This is a genomic window from Kribbella sp. CWNU-51, from assembly GCF_054073265.1.
In genome coordinates, this window is the sequence record NZ_JBSXMZ010000007.1 from 887,919 (window position 1) to 906,085 (window position 18,167).

The following is an 18,167-nucleotide window of genomic DNA, read 5'->3' on the forward strand; positions in this document are numbered from 1 at the left end:
TAGCAAGCCTGCGCGGTCAGTCACGATTCGGCTGGATACAGCCTTACGAGGATCTTTCCAACGGACCCGGCAAGCGGTTACCCCGTCACGTGCGGTGCGAGCAAAGTCACGGCGATCAGGGCAGCCGGGAAGCAGGCGAGGAACATGGTGAACGTGTAGCCCATGATGTCGCGGGCCTTCAGACCGAGGATGGCGAGCGTCGGCAACATCCAGAACGGCTGCAGCAGGTTGGCGCTCGCCTCCCCGAGGTCGTAGACCACGACCATCCAGCCCGCGTCCACCTTGAGTTCATTGGCGGCCTGCAGCACGTACGGCGCCTCGATCACCCACTTGCTGCCACCACTCGGCACGAAGATGCCGAGGAGGCACGAGTAGATCGCCACTAGCGGCGGGAACAGGAACTGACTGCTCGCCTGCACCATCCACCCGGCCAGCCGGGCCGAGATCCCGGTGTACGCGATCATGCCGAAGATGCCGCCGTACAAAGGGAACTGCAGCAGTACGCCGGCCGCCGCGGGCGCACCGTCGCGCACAGCCCGGGCCATCCGCCACGGCCGCCAGTGCAGGAGCAGTGCGAGCAGGAACAGGATCAGGTTGACCGTGTTGAGGTCGAGTGCGTTGAAGAAGCTCTTCCCACTGAAGTAGCGGACCAGATAGGTCGCACCGAGCAGAACGATCAGCAGACTGAACAGCGGGGAGTGCTCGAGCCAGTCCCCCGGCCGCCGCGTCACTCCTTCGTCCCGTTGCCCGTTGTACGCCGATCCGCGACCGATGAGCGGCCGGAGCTCGATGCCGAGGTGCTCGGCGGTCCGTGAGGTGTCCCCGCCCGGTGCGATGAACCACGCCGTCCCGACTCCGACGACGTACACGATGAGGGTCGCCACGATCGCCTGCCAGGTGAAGATCGTGTCGCTGAGCGGGATCACACCACCGGGGTAGCCGCTTGTCCTGATGACTTCCTGGACCGGCGCGGGACTGCTGCTCGCACTGGCCACCTGCAACGCGGCCGAGCCCGACAGGCCCTGCGCCCACACAGTGCCGAGCCCCAGGAACGCCATCGCTCCCAGCGCGCGGTAGTCCGCCCTCGGAACGTTGCGCGCCACCTCACGCGCCAGGATCGCGGCGAAGATCAGACTGAACGCCCAGTTCAGGTACGACGCCAGCATCGAGATCGCGGCGACGAAGGCGACCGCGGTCCGCGGACTCTGCGGGATCCTGGCCAGTCGAGCGATCAACCGGGCGACCGGCCGGCTGGTCGCGACGGCGTACCCACCGATGATGATCATCGTCATCTGCAGCGTGAACGTGATCAGCGACCAGAAGCCGAGGCCCCAGGCATCGACCAGGCCGTAGCCCTTGGTCGCGGCCGGATCGTCCGGCGGCTTCAGCAGCGGCTCACCGGTGGCGAGCCCGAAAAGCAGGACGACGAAGGTGCCGACCAGGACGAATCCGAACGCGTCCGGCAGCCACTTCTCAGTGACCGCGGTGAACCGCAGCGCGGTCCGGGCCAGCGGACCTCCGCCGGCCGCATCGCCTTGGACGTCGAGCTTCGTGTGCCTCCCATGGCTATCGGTCATGACCCTCCGCTCCTGGACGGCGACTCTGTGTGTCAGACGATTAACGCAGATCGGCGCCTGACGTAACAGGTTTCCGGGCGCGCCGCGTGATCAAGCTGACAAAGCCCGGCTTTGTCAAGAGTTGTCCACAGTCCTCGGCTGTGCTTACCATGGCGGCACGATGTATCGAACCGATACATCAGGTCATGACAAACTAGGCCGAGGGAGGTGGGTCATGGGAAACCGCAGTGGGGTCCTGGAGCTCGCCGTACTCGGTCTGCTGCACGAAGCGCCGATGCACGGTTACGAGCTCCGCAAGCGCGTCAACGCCCAGTTCGGCTGGGGGCGCGTGCTGTCGTTCGGATCGCTCTACCCGTGTCTGAAGGCGATGCTCCGCAACGGCCTGATCACGGCCGACTCCGGAACGGCGGAGTCGGGTCGCCGGCCGAAGATCGTCTACACGATCACTGCCGACGGCAAGGACTACTTCGCGCACGCGATGCACGATGCTGGTCCGTCGGCGTGGGAGGACGACACCTTCGGCGTCCGGTTCTCGTTCTTCGGCCGGACCGATCCGGCCACCCGGTTGCGCATCCTCGAGGGCCGCAGGGCCCGGATGGAGGAGCGGCTGGCCAACTTCCGGGCCGCGATGAGCCGGACCGCGGAGCGGGTCGACGCCTACACCCTCGAGCTGCAACGGCACGGCCTGGAGTCGGCCGAGCGCGAGGTCCGCTGGCTGAACGAACTGATCGACGGCGAGCGGCGTCAACAGCGGCCCCCTGACCTGCACCAACCGCCTATCCAAGGAGATTCCAGATGACCTCGATCCGCGTAGCGATCGTCGGTGTCGGCAACTGCGCCAGCTCGCTCGTCCAGGGCGTGCACTACTACCGCGACGCGAAGGCCGACGAGCGCGTCCCCGGTCTGATGCACGTCGTGTTCGGCGACTACCACGTCCGCGACGTGCAGTTCGTCGCCGCCTTCGACGTCGACGCGAAGAAGGTCGGCCTGGACCTCGCCGACGCGATCGGCGCCAGCGAGAACAACACCATCAAGATCGCCGACGTGCCGCCGACCGGCATCACGGTGCAGCGTGGCCACACGCTCGACGGCCTCGGCAAGTACTACCGCGAGACCATCACCGAGTCCGACGCCGAGCCGGCCGACGTGGTCGCCGCGCTGCGGGAGGCGGCCGTCGACGTCCTCGTCTGCTACCTGCCGGTGGGTTCGGAGCAGGCCGCCAAGTTCTACGCCCAGTGCGCGATCGACGCGGGTGTCGCGTTCGTCAACGCGCTGCCCGTCTTCATCGCCGGCACCAAGGAGTGGGCGGACAAGTTCACCGCGGCCGGCGTGCCGATCGTCGGTGACGACATCAAGTCTCAGATCGGCGCGACCATCACGCATCGGGTGCTGACCAAGCTGTTCGAGGACCGCGGCGTCACCGTCGACCGGACCTACCAGCTGAACGTCGGCGGCAACATGGACTTCAAGAACATGCTCGAGCGCGACCGGCTGGAGTCCAAGAAGATCAGCAAGACCCAGTCCGTCACCTCGCAGCTGCGGGACGAGATCGACGACCGCAACGTGCACATCGGCCCGTCCGACTACGTGGCCTGGCTGGACGACCGCAAGTGGGCGTTCATCCGGCTCGAGGGCCGCAACTTCGGCGACGTCCCGCTGTCGCTGGAGTACAAGCTCGAGGTGTGGGACTCGCCGAACTCGGCCGGCATCATCATCGACGCGATCCGCGCGGCCAAGATCGCCAAGGACCGTGGCATCGGCGGCCCGATCCTGTCGGCCTCGTCGTACTTCATGAAGTCGCCGCCGGAGCAGTACGCCGACGACGTCTGCCGCGACCTGGTGGAGAAGTTCATCCGCGGCGAGGTCGAGCGCTGAGCTGGCACCACCTGTTGCAGCGGTGCTTGCGGGAGTCGGCCAGTGGGCCGGCTCCCGCGCCGTTCTGTAGGTTTGTTCGGTGCGGTTGCATGTGGGATGTGCCCAGTGGACCCACCCGGGCTGGCCGCAACCGGGCCGGGAGAAACTCCGCGCGTACGCCTCGTGGTGCAACGCGGTCGAGAGCAACACCACCTTCTATGCCACTCCGGCCCGCTCAACCGTCGAGAAGTGGGCCGGGCAGACGCCGCCGGACTTCCGCTTCGTAGTGAAGCTGCCACAGCTGATCAGCCACGAACGCCGTCTCTCGGGTGTCGAGGTGGAGCTGCGCGCTTTCCTGTCCGCAATCGAGCCACTGGCCGACCGCAACCACGCGCTGTGGATCCAGTTGCCCGCGTCCTTCGCTCCGACTGACCTCGGCAGCCTGGCAGCCTTCCTGCACCACGCGCCGCGCAACTATCGGTACGCCGTTGAGGTCCGGCACCCGGCGTTCTTCGACGATGCCCGGTCCGCCGGTTTGCTCGAACAGGTCCTTGGTCGCGTCGGCGCGGAGTGGATTCCGTTCGACACCGGCACCCTCTTCGGTCGCCGCCCCACCAGCTACGCCGAACGTGACGCGTGGATGAAGAAGCCCCGGGTCGCCCGCCGCACGCGAGCCCTGACCGCTCACCCCATCGTTCGGTACATCGGCCGCGACTCCGTCGCGGAGACAGTCGAGGGCTGGGACTACCTGGTCGAGCTGGTCACGACCTGGCTCGCCGAGGGCCGCTCACCGACGATCTTCCTGCACACTCCGGACAACGCCGAAGCACTGAACCTGGCCCGCCGTTTCCACGCGGACGTCCGTGCCCTCGTCCCCGGCCTCGAGCCGCTGCCGTCGCCGGTGGAGGTCGAGCCACCCACGCTCTTCTAGTTATCCACAGCTCTAGTTATCCACAGCTGAAAAGTCGTCCGCCCGGGTGCGGGTCGATCTCCATATGTTCTCCGCCGAGATCAACCTCGGGAGGACGAATCATGGAGCATTCGCAGTACACCCCACCGCAGCCCACGCCGGACGATACCGCCTCGCCACGCTCTACCCGCGCGGAGCGGCAGGCGCGGTCCGACTGGCTCATCACCGAGCTCGGCCGGCTCGCCGCCACGGCCGACGATCCTCACGAACAGGCCAGCCTGCGGCGAACCGCGGACTCCCTGGTCCGGCTCGCGATCGCGTTCCGCTCATGATTGCCACCGCGCGTGCGGTGCGTCGTGATCCGATCCTGACTGCCCCGAGGTCCGTGGACGAACTCCTGGCCCGGAGCGGTCAGGTGGCGCTCGAGCTCTCCGGGGCGGACCAGTCCGCGTGGAGCGGTCGCGTGATCGAGACGACCGGCAGCATCCTCGGGCTCGCGCACTGGGACGGCACGCTGTATCTCGACCGGGAGTGCATCCTCGATCCACTGCAGCGGATGTACGAGCATGCCGGCGAGGAGCAGCCGATCCCGATGCTCGTCCACTACCGCGAATCCCTGGCCACGTTGCTGCATGAGCACGCCCACTTCCTGGGCCCGGCCGGCGCATCGCAGGACGCCGCTCGAGATGCGTTCACCCAACCTGGCGGCCGCCAGTTGGAGGAAGGCGTGGCGGAGGCCTGGGCTCAGGACCACCTCGACGACTACCTGACCCGGCTCGGTATCGACAAGGTTGCCCCCGGCATCGAAGACGTCCAGGCCGGCGGGTACTACGCCGCCTTCGTCCCCGCCGTCCGCAGGCTCGCCACCGACCTCGAGATCCGCAACGACCTCAGCCCCGGCCAGGTCCTCGACGTCCTCAACCGCGAAACCGCCGCCGGCCAGTTCCCCCTCCTCGTCAGCCTCGTCTACAACTCCACCCGCTTACCGGACCTGGAGCTCGCCGGTGCCGACACTCGCCACCACCTCGAATCCATTCTCCGCACGGGTCTGGGCCACCTCGACAACTTCGAACTCCACCGACCCGGCTTCGCCGCCGCCAAGTCCCACTCCACCGCCGGCGAACTCCTCCACCACCTCCACCAGGAGATCCAGACCGCCGAATCCGCCTACACCTTCCACCCCACCGCCTGCACCCTCCCTCCGCCGTCCACCCCCGGCCGCATATCCCCGGCAGGCTCACCGCCGCATCACACCCCGCCACCACCCACCAGGCTCGCCGTACCGACTCCCTCCTCGGTCGTAGCTGGGCACGGCGCAGCTCAGTCCGATCCGCACGCCTTCCAGGCGGCGCTGTCCGGCATCTGCCCGCCTCGGCCGATTCCCGCCGACGCCCCAACCGTGCACTCCACAGCACCTCCGACAACGGCCGGCGTACCGACGGCTCAGCGGCGGTCTCCTGGCTCGCGGGGACGGCACCCTGGCGTGGGATGACGCGGCGGGAGAGATCGGCGGGACGGGATACTGAGGGAATGGACTACGACGCGTTCGACGTGGAGCTCAGCCGGGTGCTGGACGCGGCGATGGCCAGATCGCTGGACGAGGCGACGTTGGCTGCTGAGGTGGACCGGTTGCGAGCGTTGGCGCCTTTGGTCGAGCCAGCGGCGGATCGGAAGCTCGCGGGATCACACCTAACGTCGCTCGAGCGGGCCCTGAGCTACCAACCGCCACCACTGTCCGACGAGCTGGCCGAGGCCATTCGCGTGCAGTCCCGAGCCCAATCCGCGGACGGCACTCCAGCCGAGCGGATCGAGCGCCTCAGCTCTGCCATCGCAGAGATCGGGCGGATCGCCGACGCGGCCTCACCCGCCGACCACCCCCGCATCCTCGATCTGAACGAGCCACTCTCCATCCTCCTCGAGTCCCTGCGGCTGACCCCACCGCCCTCCCCCGACCGCTGAACCCGCGGAAGTGGCTGGCGTGCCGGTGAAGGCGGTGAGCGGTGGTCAGTAGCTTTCCGCAACTGATGGCCGCGCAGGCCCAGGCCGCGGTGAGGGTTCTGGGAGCGCATCACTCGTCGTGGAACAAGTCGTACGAGTTGCTCGCCGCGGATGACAAACGGCGCGGGCTGGTGCGGTGGGACCACACGATCGAGTACCACCCGCAGCATGTCGTCGCGGTGCTGCAGGACATGTTCGACCGGGCCGGGCAGCGGCATGACGAGGAGACGCTGCGGCAGTATCGCGAGGCACTGCGGGTCGTGTTTCACGAGAACATCCACCTGCTCGCCGCGGCGGGTACGTCGTACGGGATGGCCGTCGACGCGTATCAGGAGCCGTCGAACATGGTTCTCGAGGAGGCCACCACCGAGCTCGCGACGCAGGACGCTCTCGACGACTACATCGACGAACTCGATCTGGAGGCGATCGCGCCGGGCATCACCGGCGTACGGACGGGGCGTGCGTACGGGCAGTACGTGCCCGCCGTCGAGGTGTTCGGTCAAGCTGTGGCGGACAGCGCGGAACTGTCCGCTCGGGAGGTGATTCGCCGGCTGACGGTGGTGAACCCCGAGAACAAGTTCCGGGTCGCCGCGCAGTTGCTGTACGACGCGCACAAGCTGTCCGAGGTGGTTCCAGAGGCTGCGAAAGCTGCGGCGCTCAACCGCATCGAGGCGGCGATGCGGCCACCGTTCGCGAAGATCCGCGACTTCGATCCGGAGGATCCGTTGGATGTTCGCATGTCCGCGCTGGCCGGCACTCGGGCGAGCCTCGATGCGGACGCGGAGGTCCGCGAGATCGCTGAGTACTGGTCGGCCAACCATGAGCTCCGCCGCAGCCTGGACGCCGGTCTCGGGGCGAGCCCACCGCTGCGGAAGCCTCAGCACGGCGCTCCCGTCCGGGACACCCGCCCCAACGAACCCGGCGCCACCGGCAGGCCGGACCGAAGGCCCCACGTGCTGGGGGGACTGACGGTCCGGTGGTGCGGGTACGGTGGCGGGCGTTGGCGCAGACACCGCAGCCAGCTGCGGCGAGCGGCTGAACGCGGCGGCGGCCGCGGCAAGCGGCGGGAAGGCCGAAAGCGGTGGTGGCTGTGGTGAGCGGCGGAACGCGGCGGCGGCTGCGGCAAGCGGCGGGAAGGTTGAAAGCGTGGTGGGTGTGGTGAGCGGCGGAAGGCCGTGAAGGCGAGAGCTGTTGCGGAGCTGCGGCCGGCGGTGTAGCGCCGCTCGGCGTGGTGGTGTGACGGCCGTGCTGCGGGCGGCGGGTTCGGATGTTGTTGTTGCGGATTGTGCGGAGCTTGGTGGAGGGAGTTGTGGTGGATCTGGTCGCGGAGGGTGCGGGAGTCGCGCCTGGGCTGCTGGAGTTGCGGCGGGAGTTGCATCGGATTCCTGAGGTCGGGCTGCAGTTGCCTAAGACGCAGGCGATGGTGCTCGACGCGGTGGCCGGGTTGCCGTTGGAGGTCAGCACCGGGAAGGAGCTGACCTCGGTGGTCGGCGTCCTGCGGGGTGGGCAGTCGGGGCCGACGGTGTTGTTGCGGGGTGACATGGACGCGCTGCCGGTGGTCGAGGAGACGGACCTCGACTACGCCTCCGGGAACGGGAACATGCATGCCTGCGGCCACGATCTGCACACCGCCGGCCTGGTGGGTGCGGCTCAGCTGCTGAGCGCTCATCGCGAGGAGCTGCACGGGAACGTGCTCTTCATGTTCCAGCCGGGTGAGGAAGGTCTGGGCGGCGCCGGGTACATGCTCCGGGAAGGGCTGCTGGAAGCGACAGGTGACAAGCCGATCGCGGCGTACGCGATCCATGTCTGGTCGCAGGAGGCCAGCGGGATCTTCCAGACGCGGCCCGGGACGATCATGGCCGGCTCCAACCAGCTGCACATCACCGTGCGAGGCAAGGGCGGCCATGGTTCGTCGCCGGACAGGACGATCGACCCGGTGCCCGTGGTGGCCGAGCTCGTGCTGGCGTTGCAGACGTATGCGACGCGGCGGATGAATGTCTTCGACCCAGTGGTGATCACGGTGACGCAACTCGAGGCCGGTGTCGCGATCAACGTCATCCCGAACACGGCCCGGCTCGGCGCGACCGTGCGGACGTTGTCGGATGCGACGTTCCAGCAGTTGTCGCACGAGTTGCCGAGCTTGGCCGAGAAGATCGCGGCGGCCCACGGTTGCACGGTCGACGCCAACTTCGTCCCGCAGTATCCGGTGACGGTCAACGACGCCGAGCGTACGGCGGAGACGTCGGCGGTGCTGCAGCAGTTGCTCGGTGCGGAGCGGGTCCAGCCGCTGGACAACCCGTTGATGGGGTCGGAGGACTTCTCGATGGTGTTGCAGGAGGTGCCGGGCACGTTCGTGATGCTCGGTGCGCGTCCCGACGATGTCGACGCGGACGACGCGCCGTCCAATCACTCCAGCGTGGTCCGCTTCGACGACGTCGTGCTCGGCGACCAGGCCGCGGCGCTCGCTCAGCTGGCGGTCAACCACCTGATCCCGGCCTGACCGCTCGACGTGACCTGACCGCTCGACGTGACCTGACCGCTCGACGTGGCCTGATCGCTTGAGGTGGCCTGGGGCTGGCCGGCCCGCCAGAGACCGGCCAGCCACAGGGTTCAGGAGGGCGTGATCCCGAGGGTGTAGGCGCCGCGGCTGCCGTAGGTGGAATAGCCGGTGTTCAGCGGGTCGCCGTAGCCCACGTTGTCGATCCGCATGTAGCACGTACCCCCTGGAGCGTGCTGCTAACACTCGCGCCGAGGCCGGTCGGCGTACCGGCGTCGGCCTGACCCGAGGCCGGGTCTGCCGAGGCGACGACCGCGCCCGAGCTGTCCAGCAGGTCCAGCTTGATGTCGAGGTCACCGCCGGTCGGCGCGGCACTCGCGGTCGCGGTGTAGTTGCCAGCGGCACCGACATCGACGCGGTACACGTCCGTGTCGGACTCCGCGGCGATCACCCCGGACACCGGCGTGCCGACGGTCAGCGCGGCCGCGTCGCCGGTGGTGTCACCGGCCTCGTCGGCGCGCAGAGCCAAGCCGTGGGTGCCGACGACCGCGTAGTCGTCTTCCGTGTTGTTGGCGTCGGCGTACTCACCCTTGCTCCACTGGCTGATGCCGCGGTAGTACCCGACACCCATGATCGGAGCCCAGGCGCCGTGGCCCTGGTAGTAGCCCACGCTGGACGTGCCGTCGTGGCTCAGGCCGACGTTGTGACCGGCCTCGTGGGAAGCGGCCTCGGCCAGATTCTTCGCGCCGGTGCCGACACCCTTCGTGAACACCAGCGCCGGCTGGTAGTAGTCGTGCTGGCTGGTGCTGTCGTACACGCCGACGTACGCAACCCCGCCACATCCACAACCGGACTGGTACCAGGTGTCCGGGTCGATCAGCACCCGCGTTCCGTACTGCTGGTCCGACACGTCGGACCGGTCGATCGCGGACTGCGGCGGTTCCTGGGTGGTCACATCCACGTCGAAGGTGGCGTAGTCCTCCGCAACCCGCGCCCACACCTCGTGTACGACGTCCTGCTCGGCCGTACTGAAGGTCGCCGGATCGCCGTCGGTGTCGTACGGCGACACGTTCACCGGATCGATCCCCTTCGACGCGTTCCACGCCGTACCGGTGATGGTGTGGCCGTCGAAGTCCAGATAGATCACGCGGTTGGAGCCGGGCTTGCTGTGCAGCTCGAAGGCCGGACCGGTCGCAGCGGCAACTGCTTGCTCGGCCCAGCGGGGAGACGCTTCAGCCGATTTCTGCGTCGCGGTGAGAGTCGGCTCGCGGAAGAACAGCCGGCTGTCGGCGTCCAGCCAGCTGGTCTTGTCGGTGGCCAGGATCCGCTCGAGCTGGGCCACGGGGAGCCCGTTGCCAGCGGCAACCTCGGTCAGGCGGGACCGCACCTTGCCGAGCGCGGCGACACCGGGCGTGGATTCACCGAGCAGCTGGGCAATCGGGGTCGGACGATCGATCGGGGTCGGAGCAGGCTGTTGGGCGTCGGCCTGGTTGCCGGCCACCACGGCCAGCGCACCGAACACGACAGCACCGGCGCAGGTCAGTGCACCGGTGCGGCGGAGTCTGTTCACAAGGTCCTCCAGGGATAGGGCGGTATCCCCCCGGGCAGATCCCCCCAAAGGCCCGGGGCCGTCGATCTCGGTGGGAACGACGGCCCCGGACAGCTCAGGTGATTCAGCCGGCCGTGACGCGGACCGTGTAGGCGCCGCGGCTGCCGTATGTCGAGTAGCCGGTGTTCAGCGGGTTGCCGTAGCCGGTGTTCTCGACCCGCAGGTAATAACGACCTGCGGTGACCTGGCGGCTGATGCTCGCGCTCAGGCCGGTCGGAGTGGCGGAGTTGGACTGCCCGGCGGCCGGGTCCGCGGTGGCGACGACAGTGCCGGCCGAGTTCAGCAACTGGAGCTTGATGTCCAGGTCCGCGCCGGACGCGGCCGCGTTCGCCGCGAAGGTGAAGGTGCCGGCCGCCAGGTCGATCCGGAAGGTGTCGACGTCGGAGTCGTTGGCGTAGATGCCCTTCACGCCGGCGCCGAGGGTGAGCGCGGTGGCGTCGGCGGTGCCGTTGCCGTGGTCGTCGGCTCGCAGCGCCAGACCGTTCTGGCCGATGACGGCGAAATCGTCTTCCTTGTTGTTGGCGCCGGAGTACTCGCCCTTGCTCCACTGGCTGATCGCCTTGGAGTAGCCGACGCCCATGATCGGAGCCCACGCGCCGTGACCCGCGTAGTACCCGACGGACGCCGTACCGTCGTGACTCAGGCCCACGTTGTGACCCGCCTCGTGCGACGCGGCCTCGGCGATGTTCTTCGCACCGGTGCCGACACCCTTCGTGAAGACCAGGGCCGGTTGGTAGTACGAGTGCTGGCTGGTGTTGTCGTAGACGCCGACGTACGCGACGCCGCCGCATCCGCAGCCGGACTGGTACCAGGTGGTCGGGTCGATCAGGACCCGGGTGCCGTACTGCTGGTCGGACGCACCGGACCGGGTGATCGCCGCGGCGGCCGGCTCCTGCGTGGTCACGTCCACGTCGAATGGCGCATAGTCCTCGGACACTCGCGCCCAGACATCACGGACGACGTCTTGCTCGGCGGTGCTCCAGCTGTTCGGGTTCCCGTCGGTGTCGTACGCCGAGACGTTCACCGTGGCCGGTTTGCCTCCGGTGTTCCACGCCGTACCGGTGATGGTGTGGCCGTCGAAGTCCAGGTAGATGACCCGGTTGGAGCCCGGCTTGCTGTGCAGCTCGAAGGCCGGACCGGTCGCAGCGGCGACCGCCTTCGCCGCCCAGCGCGGGGACGGCGCGGCGGCGGCCCGGCGGGCAGCAGTCCCGGCGACGGGTTCGCGGTAGAAGAGCTTGCCGTCGCGGTCCAGCCAACTGGTCTTGTCGGTGGCCAGGATCTGTTCCAGCTGAGCAGCCGGGATACCGTTGCGGCCGGCGAGTTCGGACAGTCGCGACTGGACCTTGCCCAGGGCGGCCGTGCCCTGGAGCTCCTGGCCGAGCAGTTGGTCGATGGGGGCTGGGGCGGGTTGCTGGGCGTCGGCCTGGTTACCGGCCACGACGGCCAGCGCACCGAAGACAACAGCGCCGGCGCCAACGAGGGCGCCGACGCGGCGGGGGCGGGTGTGCATTGCTGGGGTCCTCCTCAGGGACTCCGACCGACCACGGGCGGTGGGCGGGCACGGCTTCACATCTCGTATGCGGGCACGTACTTTCGGTAGCCTGCCCGACCGGCCCTCGCGCTGTATAGATTCGTCTCGGGATTTAACGCCGACTTGCGGAGGTTCCGATGCGCTTCATGATGGTGTTCAAGGCCAGCGAGGAATCCGAGGCCGGAGCGATGCCGAGTGAGAAGAGCCTGACCGAAATGGGTCTGGTGATGGCCGAAATGGCCGAGAAGGGCGTCCTGCTGGCCGGCGACGGGCTACTGCCCAGCTCGAACGGCGTCCGGCTCCAGCTGGACGGCGGCAAGCGCCGGGTGGTCGACGGCCCGTTCGCCGAGACCAAGGAGCTGATCGCCGGGTTCTGCCTGATCGAGGTGGCCTCCCGCGAAGAGGCCCTCGAGTGGGGCTGGCGCTGCATGGCCGCCGACGAGGGCCCGGCCGGCACCGGTCGGGGCACCGGACTGGAGATCCGGCAGGTCGCCACCCCGGACGACTTCGGCGCCGAGTTCACGCCCGAGGCGCGGGCCCGCGAGGAGCAGACCTTCCTGAAGGCCGCGCAGAACCTTCAGAAGAGCAATACCTGACGGATCGACGCGCCGGCCGCGAGGTCGTCGAAGGCCCGGTTGAGCTCGTCGAGCCCGACCGTCGCGGTGAGCAGGCGGTCGACCGGCAGCCGGCCGGCCTGGTACAGCGCGACATAGCGCGGGATGTCACGCGACGGCACCGCCGAGCCGAGGTAGGACCCCTTCACCGTGCGCTCCTCGGCGACCAGGCTGACCGCGGGGACGCTGAACGACTGCGACGGATCCGGCAGCCCCACCGTGACCGTGGTCCCACCCCGGCGGGTGGCGGCGTACGCCTGCTCGAGCACCTTCGCACTCCCGACGGTCTCGAATCCGTAGTCGGCTCCGCCCGCGGTCGCCGCCCGGACCTGCTCGACGGCGTCGGCATCCCGAGCGTCCACAGTCACCGTGGCGCCGAGTGACCGAGCCAGCTCGAGCTTCGACGGTACGACGTCGACCGCGACGATCGGATGCGCACCGACCAGGACCGCACCGAGCAGCGCCGAGAGCCCGACACCACCGAGGCCGAAGACGACCGCGCTCCGGCCGGCTCTGACCTGCGCCGTGTTGACGACAGCTCCCACGCCCGTCATCACCGCGCACCCGAACAGCGCCGCGATCTCGGGCGGGAGCGACGGATCGATCTTCACCGCCGAATGCGCGGACACGACCGCATGATCCGCGAATCCGGACACGCCGAGGTGATGGTGGACGCTGTTCAGCCTTCGGGTGCCGCCGAGGAGGGTGCCGGCGGTGTTTGCCGCGGCACCCGGCTCGCAGAGGGCGGCTCGGCCTTCGGCGCAGGGGCCGCAGCTACCGCAGGCGGGGACGAAGGCGCAGGCGACCACGTCGCCCGGCGCGAACCCGGGCGCCGCCGACTCGAGCACCTCGCCGGTGGCTTCGTGGCCGAGGAGCATCGGCAGCACTCGCGGACGGGAGCCGTCGATCACCGACAGGTCTGAGTGGCACAGGCCGGCCGCGCGGATCCGGACCAGCAGCTCACCCGGGCCGGGCGGGGCCAGCTCGACCTCTTCCACGCTCAGCGGCCGCGACTCGGCGTACGGGCGAGGCAGTCGCATCTCCCGCAGTACGGCGCCGCGCACGATCATCCCGTGATCCCTTCGAGTGCCTCCCGGATGCGATCGGGGACCGGCACCGGGCGGCGGTCCGCACGATTGACGAACACGTGCACGAACCGCCCGGTCGCGGCCGGCAGGTCCGAGTCCTCCCGGAACAGGCCGATCTCGTACCGCACACTGGAGTTACCCAGCTGTGCGGCCCGCAATCCCGCGTCGACGACGCCCGGAAACTCCAGTGCCTGCTTGAACGTGCACTGCGAGTCCACACACAGCCCGATCACGTCGCCGCCGTGGATGTCGAGTCCGCCGGACCGGATCAGGAAGTCGTTGATCACGGTGTCGAAGAAGCTGTAGTACTCGACGTTGTTCACGTGCCCGTAGACGTCATTGTCCTTCCACCGCAGCGTGATCGCCAGAAAGTGCGGGAAGGAACTCCGATCCATCGGGCCACCATAGCCGCGGCGCCCGGCTGTGCGACGGCCCACAACCTACGGTGCCGTAACTTACGGTGCCGTAGGGTGGGGGGAACCGCCGACGAAGGAGACCCCCGGTGAACGACAAGCTGGTGACGAACCTGCTGCACGAGCTGGAACCCGTCGTCGAGGACAACCTCGAACGGCACCTGGCCATCACCAAGGACTGGAATCCGCACGACTACGTGCCGTGGAGCGAGGGGCGCGACTTCGCCTTCCTCGGTGGTGAGGACTGGTCGCCGGAGCAGTCCCGGCTCGATCCGGTCGCCAAGGTCGCGATGGTCACCAATTTGCTGACCGAGGACAACCTGCCCTCGTACCACCGGGAGATCGCCACCCAGTTCGGCCTCGACGGCGCGTGGGGCACCTGGGTCGGCCGGTGGACCGCCGAGGAGGGCCGGCACGGCATCGCGCTGCGTGACTACCTCGTGGTCACCCGCGGGGTGGACCCGGTCGAGCTGGAGAACGCCCGGATGAGGCACATGACCGCCGGTCACGTCGTCGAGAAGAACATGCTCGAGGCGATCGCATACGTGAGCTTCCAGGAGCTGGCCACCCGGGTCTCCCATCGCAACACCGGTAAGGCCACCGGCTGCCCGATCGCGGACCAACTCCTGGCCCGGATCGCCACCGACGAGAACCTGCACATGATCTTCTACCGGAACCTGGTCGCCGCGGCGTTCGAGACGGCGCCGAACGAGACCATGCGAGCGGTCACCAACGAGGTGAAGGACTTCTCCATGCCGGGGGCGACGATGGAGGGATTCACCCGCAACTCGGTGACGATCGCCAAGGCCGGCATCTACGATCTGCGCCTGCATCATGACGAGGTGGTCGCGCCGATCCTGCGGATGTGGAAGGTCTTCGACCGCGAGGATCTCACCGGCGACGGAGCCAAGGCCCGCGACGAGCTCGCCGACTTCATGGCCGGCCTGGACGCCCAGGCCGCCCGGTTCGTCGAGCAACGCGACCGCCTGCGCGCCCGCCAGGCTGTCCGCACCACGGCGTGACCCGAGCAACAGGGGTGCCGTCCGCCTGATCGTTGTTCATGCTGTACCTCGACAGGGATGACCAGGAGAGGTGGGGCGGATGAGCGTGGTGGAGGGACGGCACACGGCGGCGTACGACGGGGACGTCGTGGTGTTCCTGATCGGTCTGCGGATCAACTCGCTGCGGGGGTTCAAGGCGTGGTTGCCGGTCGCCAGGGCGATGGGACCGATGCTGCGTGAGCTGTCGAAGGATCCGGACAGCGGCCTGCTCGGGTTCCGGACGCTGCCGACGTGGCGCGGCGTCACCCTGATCCAGTACTGGGAGTCGATCGAGAAGCTGCAGAGCTTCGCGAACGACAGCAACCGGACCCACCGGCCGGCCTGGCTCGACTACTTCAAGCAGTCGTACAAGAGCGGCGCCGCCGGCATCTGGCACGAGACGTACGTCGTCCCGGCGGGGAACACCGAGACCATCTACGGCAACATGCCGCTGCTCGGTCTCGGCAAGGTCGCCGGCGTCGTCCCGGTCGGCACCAAGGGCGAGACCGCCGCCGAACGCCTGCACACCAAGGAGTAGCCGCCCGGCCGGTCCGGACATCCGCGGCGGCTACAGTGCAGGCGTGCGGTTCATCCGGGATCTGTGGACGCTGCTGAAGCGCCGGGATTTCCGCCGGTTGTTCGCAGTGCGGTTGACGTCGCAGTTCGGGGACGGCGTGTTCCAGGTCGCGTTGGCGTCGTACGTGCTGTTCTCGCCCGAGCGGGCGCCGGACGCGGCGGCGATCGCGGGGCTGTTCGCGGTCGCGCTGCTGCCGTACTCGGTCCTCGGGCCGTTCACCGGCGTACTGCTGGACCGGTGGTCGCGACGGCAGATCCTCTTCGGCGCGAATCTCACCCGAGCCGTCCTCGTGGTCGGAGTCGGCGCCATCGTCGCGACCGGTAACGCGGGCGTGCCGTTCTACCTGGCCGTGCTCCTGACCCTCGGCGTGAACCGCTTCCTGCTCTCCGGCCTGTCGGCCGGCCTCCCGCACGTGGTCGAGCGGGACGAACTGGTGATGGCCAACGCCGTCACCCCGACCTCCGGTACGGCGTTCTTCCTCATCGGCGGCGGGGTCGGCGCAGGGGTCAAGCTGATCGGCGACTCCGATCTCGCGGTCCTCGGACTGACGGTCGTCGTCTACACCGCCGCCGCCCTGCTCGCGCTCCGGCTACGCCGCGACCAACTCGGCCCGGACCTGAACGGCGACGAACCCGGCATCGTCGAAGCGCTCAGGACCATCGCCTCCGGCCTGATCGACGGCGCCCGGTACCTGAGCACGCGCAAGCAAGCGGCCCTCGGGCTGGGCGCGATCGGCTCGCTGCGCTTCTTCTTCGGGCTGATCACCGTCTCGATGATCCTGCTGTACCGCAACTACTTCTACGGACCCGATCAGCTCGACCAGGCCTTCGGCGCACTCGCAATCGCGACCGGCGCGGTCGGCGCGGGCTTGTTCCTCGCCGCCCTCGTCACCCCGTGGGGCACCCGCGTGATGACACTGCGGCAGTGGATCACCTGGCTGTTCGTCGCGGCCGCGGTGGTGACCGCCGTGCCGGTCGGGCTCTACACCCAGCCGGCGCTGATCGTCGGCGGCTTCCTGATGGGCTTCTGCGCGCAGGGCGTGAAGATCAGCGTCGACACCCTCGTCCAGACGGGTGTCGACGATGTCTACCGCGGCCGGGTGTTCGCGCTGTACGACATGATCTACAACGTCGGGCAGGTCTCCGCGGCCGCGCTCGGCGCGTGGATCCTGCCCGACGACGGGAAGTCGTACGCGGTCCTCGCCTTCATCGTCCTCGGCTTCGCCGCCACCGCGCTGGTCTACGCGCGGCTCAGCCGGGATGACTCAGGTACCGCGCAGGGCGGTGATGGGCTGGATGGCGGAGGCCTTCCACGCGGGGTACGTGCCGGCGACCAGGCCGATGAACGCACCCAGCAGGGGTGACCCGAACGCAAGCCGGTTGTCCAGGATCGGCGTCCAGTCCCGGATCCACGACACTCCCACGGTGAGCAGTACGCCGACCGCCGTACCGAGTAATCCACCGAGGAAGCCGACGATCACGCTCTCCACCAGGAACTGCACCGCGATGTGCCGTCGGGCGGCCCCGAGGGCGCGGCGCAAGCCGATCTCGGAGATCCGTTCGAGCACCGACAGCAGCGTGACGTTCGCGATCCCGAGACCGCCGACCAGCAGCGCGACCGCGCCGAGCAGCAGGAACAGCGCGTTCAGGTCGGACTCGACCCCCTTGCGTACGGCGCCCTGCTTCGGCGGGGCATCGACGCGCAGCGTGCTCGGGTTGTTCGGCTCGATCGCGATCGGCGCCTGCTCGGCGATCAACTGCGCCGCACCGACCTGGGTCCGGATCTCGACCGCGTCCGGGGATTCCAGGTCGTACGCCGCCTTCGCCGCACCGTTCGGCATGATCACGGCATCGTTGAGCTCGGCCCGGCCGGAGACGGAATCGAGGATGCCGATCACCGTGTAGGGCTCGGCGCCGATGAAGATCGCCGGCTGTGAGTCGACCCGGTTGATCCCCAGCCGCTCGGCGGCATGCTTGCCGAGGACAACGACCTTGTCAGCGCGCCGATCGTGGCCGGTGTCGAAGAACCGGCCGGTCGACAGCACCGCCCGGACCGCGTCCCACAACCCGGCCGAACCGGCCATCACCTGCAGCGCATGACCGTTGCGCTGATCGTCGAGCGCTTCCACGCTGCGGACGAGGTCGTCACCCACGTCGAGGTTGCTGACCGTGCCGACCGCCTCCACTCCGTTGAGCCGCTGGATCCGTTCCGGCGCATCCCACGGCAACTGCGTGGCGGCTTCGCCTTCCTGACCGCCCTTGTCATCCGGCTGGACGACGACCCGCGTGGCAGCCGCGAGGTCGAATCGCTGGGTGATCTGACCCGACGCGGTCTGCCCAAGCCCAACCGTCCCGACCAAGGCGGCGATCCCGAGCACGGTGCCCAGGGTGGTGAGGACGAGGCGGGTCGGCCTGGCGGCCACCCCGGCCAGCGCCTCGTCGAGGAGGTCCCGGACGCTG

18 protein-coding genes are annotated in these 18,167 nt (G+C 68.7%); 12 read left to right on the forward strand and 6 right to left on the reverse strand.

Translation table 11 applies throughout. The features are described from left to right. Positions 1-77: 77 nt before the first annotated feature. Positions 78-1,577, reverse strand: a complete 1,500-nt coding sequence (locus ACXC9Q_RS12795) for a short-chain fatty acid transporter (RefSeq protein ID WP_457056687.1) — start codon at positions 1,575-1,577, stop codon at positions 78-80. A gap of 214 nt (positions 1,578-1,791) precedes the next feature. Between ACXC9Q_RS12795 and ACXC9Q_RS12800 the strand changes: the two genes are divergently transcribed. From ACXC9Q_RS12800 to ACXC9Q_RS12835, 8 genes are all read left to right on the forward strand, one after another. Next, positions 1,792-2,376, forward strand: coding sequence for a helix-turn-helix transcriptional regulator (locus ACXC9Q_RS12800; RefSeq protein ID WP_457056688.1), 585 nt, complete (start codon positions 1,792-1,794; stop codon positions 2,374-2,376). Next, positions 2,373-3,452 (forward strand): inositol-3-phosphate synthase, encoded by a 1,080-nt coding sequence (locus ACXC9Q_RS12805; protein ID WP_457056689.1) that lies wholly within the window; start codon positions 2,373-2,375, stop codon positions 3,450-3,452. The genes ACXC9Q_RS12800 and ACXC9Q_RS12805 overlap by 4 nt, the downstream gene beginning before the upstream one ends. Before the next feature lie 79 nt (positions 3,453-3,531). Further along, positions 3,532-4,362 (forward strand): DUF72 domain-containing protein, encoded by an 831-nt coding sequence (locus ACXC9Q_RS12810; protein WP_457056690.1) that lies wholly within the window; start codon positions 3,532-3,534, stop codon positions 4,360-4,362. Between the two features lie 101 nt (positions 4,363-4,463). After that, positions 4,464-4,673 (forward strand): hypothetical protein, encoded by a 210-nt coding sequence (locus ACXC9Q_RS12815; RefSeq protein ID WP_457056691.1) that lies wholly within the window; start codon positions 4,464-4,466, stop codon positions 4,671-4,673. Continuing rightward, a complete protein-coding gene (locus tag ACXC9Q_RS12820; RefSeq protein ID WP_457056692.1) occupies positions 4,670-5,833 on the forward strand; it encodes a hypothetical protein in 1,164 nt (387 codons plus the stop codon). Before ACXC9Q_RS12815 ends, ACXC9Q_RS12820 begins: the two co-directional genes overlap by 4 nt. Before the next feature lie 38 nt (positions 5,834-5,871). Continuing rightward, positions 5,872-6,300, forward strand: a complete 429-nt coding sequence (locus tag ACXC9Q_RS12825; protein ID WP_457056693.1) for a hypothetical protein — start codon at positions 5,872-5,874, stop codon at positions 6,298-6,300. 41 nt (positions 6,301-6,341) lie between these two features. Further along, positions 6,342-7,436: a hypothetical protein gene (locus ACXC9Q_RS12830; protein ID WP_457056694.1), complete on the forward strand. Its 1,095-nt coding sequence runs from the start codon at positions 6,342-6,344 to the stop codon at positions 7,434-7,436. A 215-nt stretch (positions 7,437-7,651) separates the two neighbouring features. Next, positions 7,652-8,839, forward strand: a complete 1,188-nt coding sequence (locus ACXC9Q_RS12835; protein WP_457056695.1) for a M20 metallopeptidase family protein — start codon at positions 7,652-7,654, stop codon at positions 8,837-8,839. Between the two features lie 172 nt (positions 8,840-9,011). On the opposite strand, the gene ACXC9Q_RS12840 is transcribed toward ACXC9Q_RS12835, so the two are convergent. Beyond that, positions 9,012-10,406, reverse strand: a complete 1,395-nt coding sequence (locus ACXC9Q_RS12840; protein ID WP_457056696.1) for a zinc-dependent metalloprotease family protein — start codon at positions 10,404-10,406, stop codon at positions 9,012-9,014. Between the two features lie 103 nt (positions 10,407-10,509). Next, positions 10,510-11,955, reverse strand: coding sequence for a M12 family metallo-peptidase (locus ACXC9Q_RS12845; protein WP_457056697.1), 1,446 nt, complete (start codon positions 11,953-11,955; stop codon positions 10,510-10,512). Between the two features lie 158 nt (positions 11,956-12,113). Between ACXC9Q_RS12845 and ACXC9Q_RS12850 the strand changes: the two genes are divergently transcribed. Then, positions 12,114-12,572, forward strand: a complete 459-nt coding sequence (locus ACXC9Q_RS12850; protein ID WP_457056698.1) for a YciI family protein — start codon at positions 12,114-12,116, stop codon at positions 12,570-12,572. Here ACXC9Q_RS12850 and ACXC9Q_RS12855 read toward each other — a convergent pair. Both ACXC9Q_RS12855 and ACXC9Q_RS12860 read right to left on the reverse strand, forming a co-directional pair. Then, on the reverse strand, positions 12,554-13,660 hold the full coding sequence (locus ACXC9Q_RS12855; protein WP_457056699.1) for a zinc-dependent alcohol dehydrogenase family protein: 1,107 nt from the start codon (positions 13,658-13,660) through the stop codon (positions 12,554-12,556). The two genes, ACXC9Q_RS12850 and ACXC9Q_RS12855, sit on opposite strands and share 19 nt — an antisense overlap. After that, positions 13,657-14,073, reverse strand: a complete 417-nt coding sequence (locus ACXC9Q_RS12860) for an acyl-CoA thioesterase (RefSeq protein ID WP_457056700.1) — start codon at positions 14,071-14,073, stop codon at positions 13,657-13,659. The genes ACXC9Q_RS12855 and ACXC9Q_RS12860 overlap by 4 nt, the downstream gene beginning before the upstream one ends. Positions 14,074-14,180: 107 nt before the next feature. On the opposite strand from ACXC9Q_RS12860, the gene ACXC9Q_RS12865 reads away from it, so the two are divergent. From ACXC9Q_RS12865 to ACXC9Q_RS12875, 3 genes are all read left to right on the forward strand, one after another. Then, complete coding sequence (locus ACXC9Q_RS12865) at positions 14,181-15,113, forward strand: acyl-ACP desaturase (protein WP_457056701.1); 933 nt, start codon at positions 14,181-14,183, stop codon at positions 15,111-15,113. 79 nt (positions 15,114-15,192) lie between these two features. Further along, entirely contained in the window at positions 15,193-15,669 is a 477-nt protein-coding gene (locus tag ACXC9Q_RS12870; protein ID WP_328524810.1) for a DUF4188 domain-containing protein, read from the forward strand. A 43-nt stretch (positions 15,670-15,712) separates the two neighbouring features. After that, positions 15,713-17,071 (forward strand): MFS transporter, encoded by a 1,359-nt coding sequence (locus ACXC9Q_RS12875; RefSeq protein WP_457056702.1) that lies wholly within the window; start codon positions 15,713-15,715, stop codon positions 17,069-17,071. On the opposite strand, the gene ACXC9Q_RS12880 is transcribed toward ACXC9Q_RS12875, so the two are convergent. Next, complete coding sequence (locus tag ACXC9Q_RS12880) at positions 16,973-18,130, reverse strand: ABC transporter permease (protein WP_457056703.1); 1,158 nt, start codon at positions 18,128-18,130, stop codon at positions 16,973-16,975. The genes ACXC9Q_RS12875 and ACXC9Q_RS12880 overlap by 99 nt on opposite strands. Positions 18,131-18,167 lie beyond the last annotated feature (37 nt).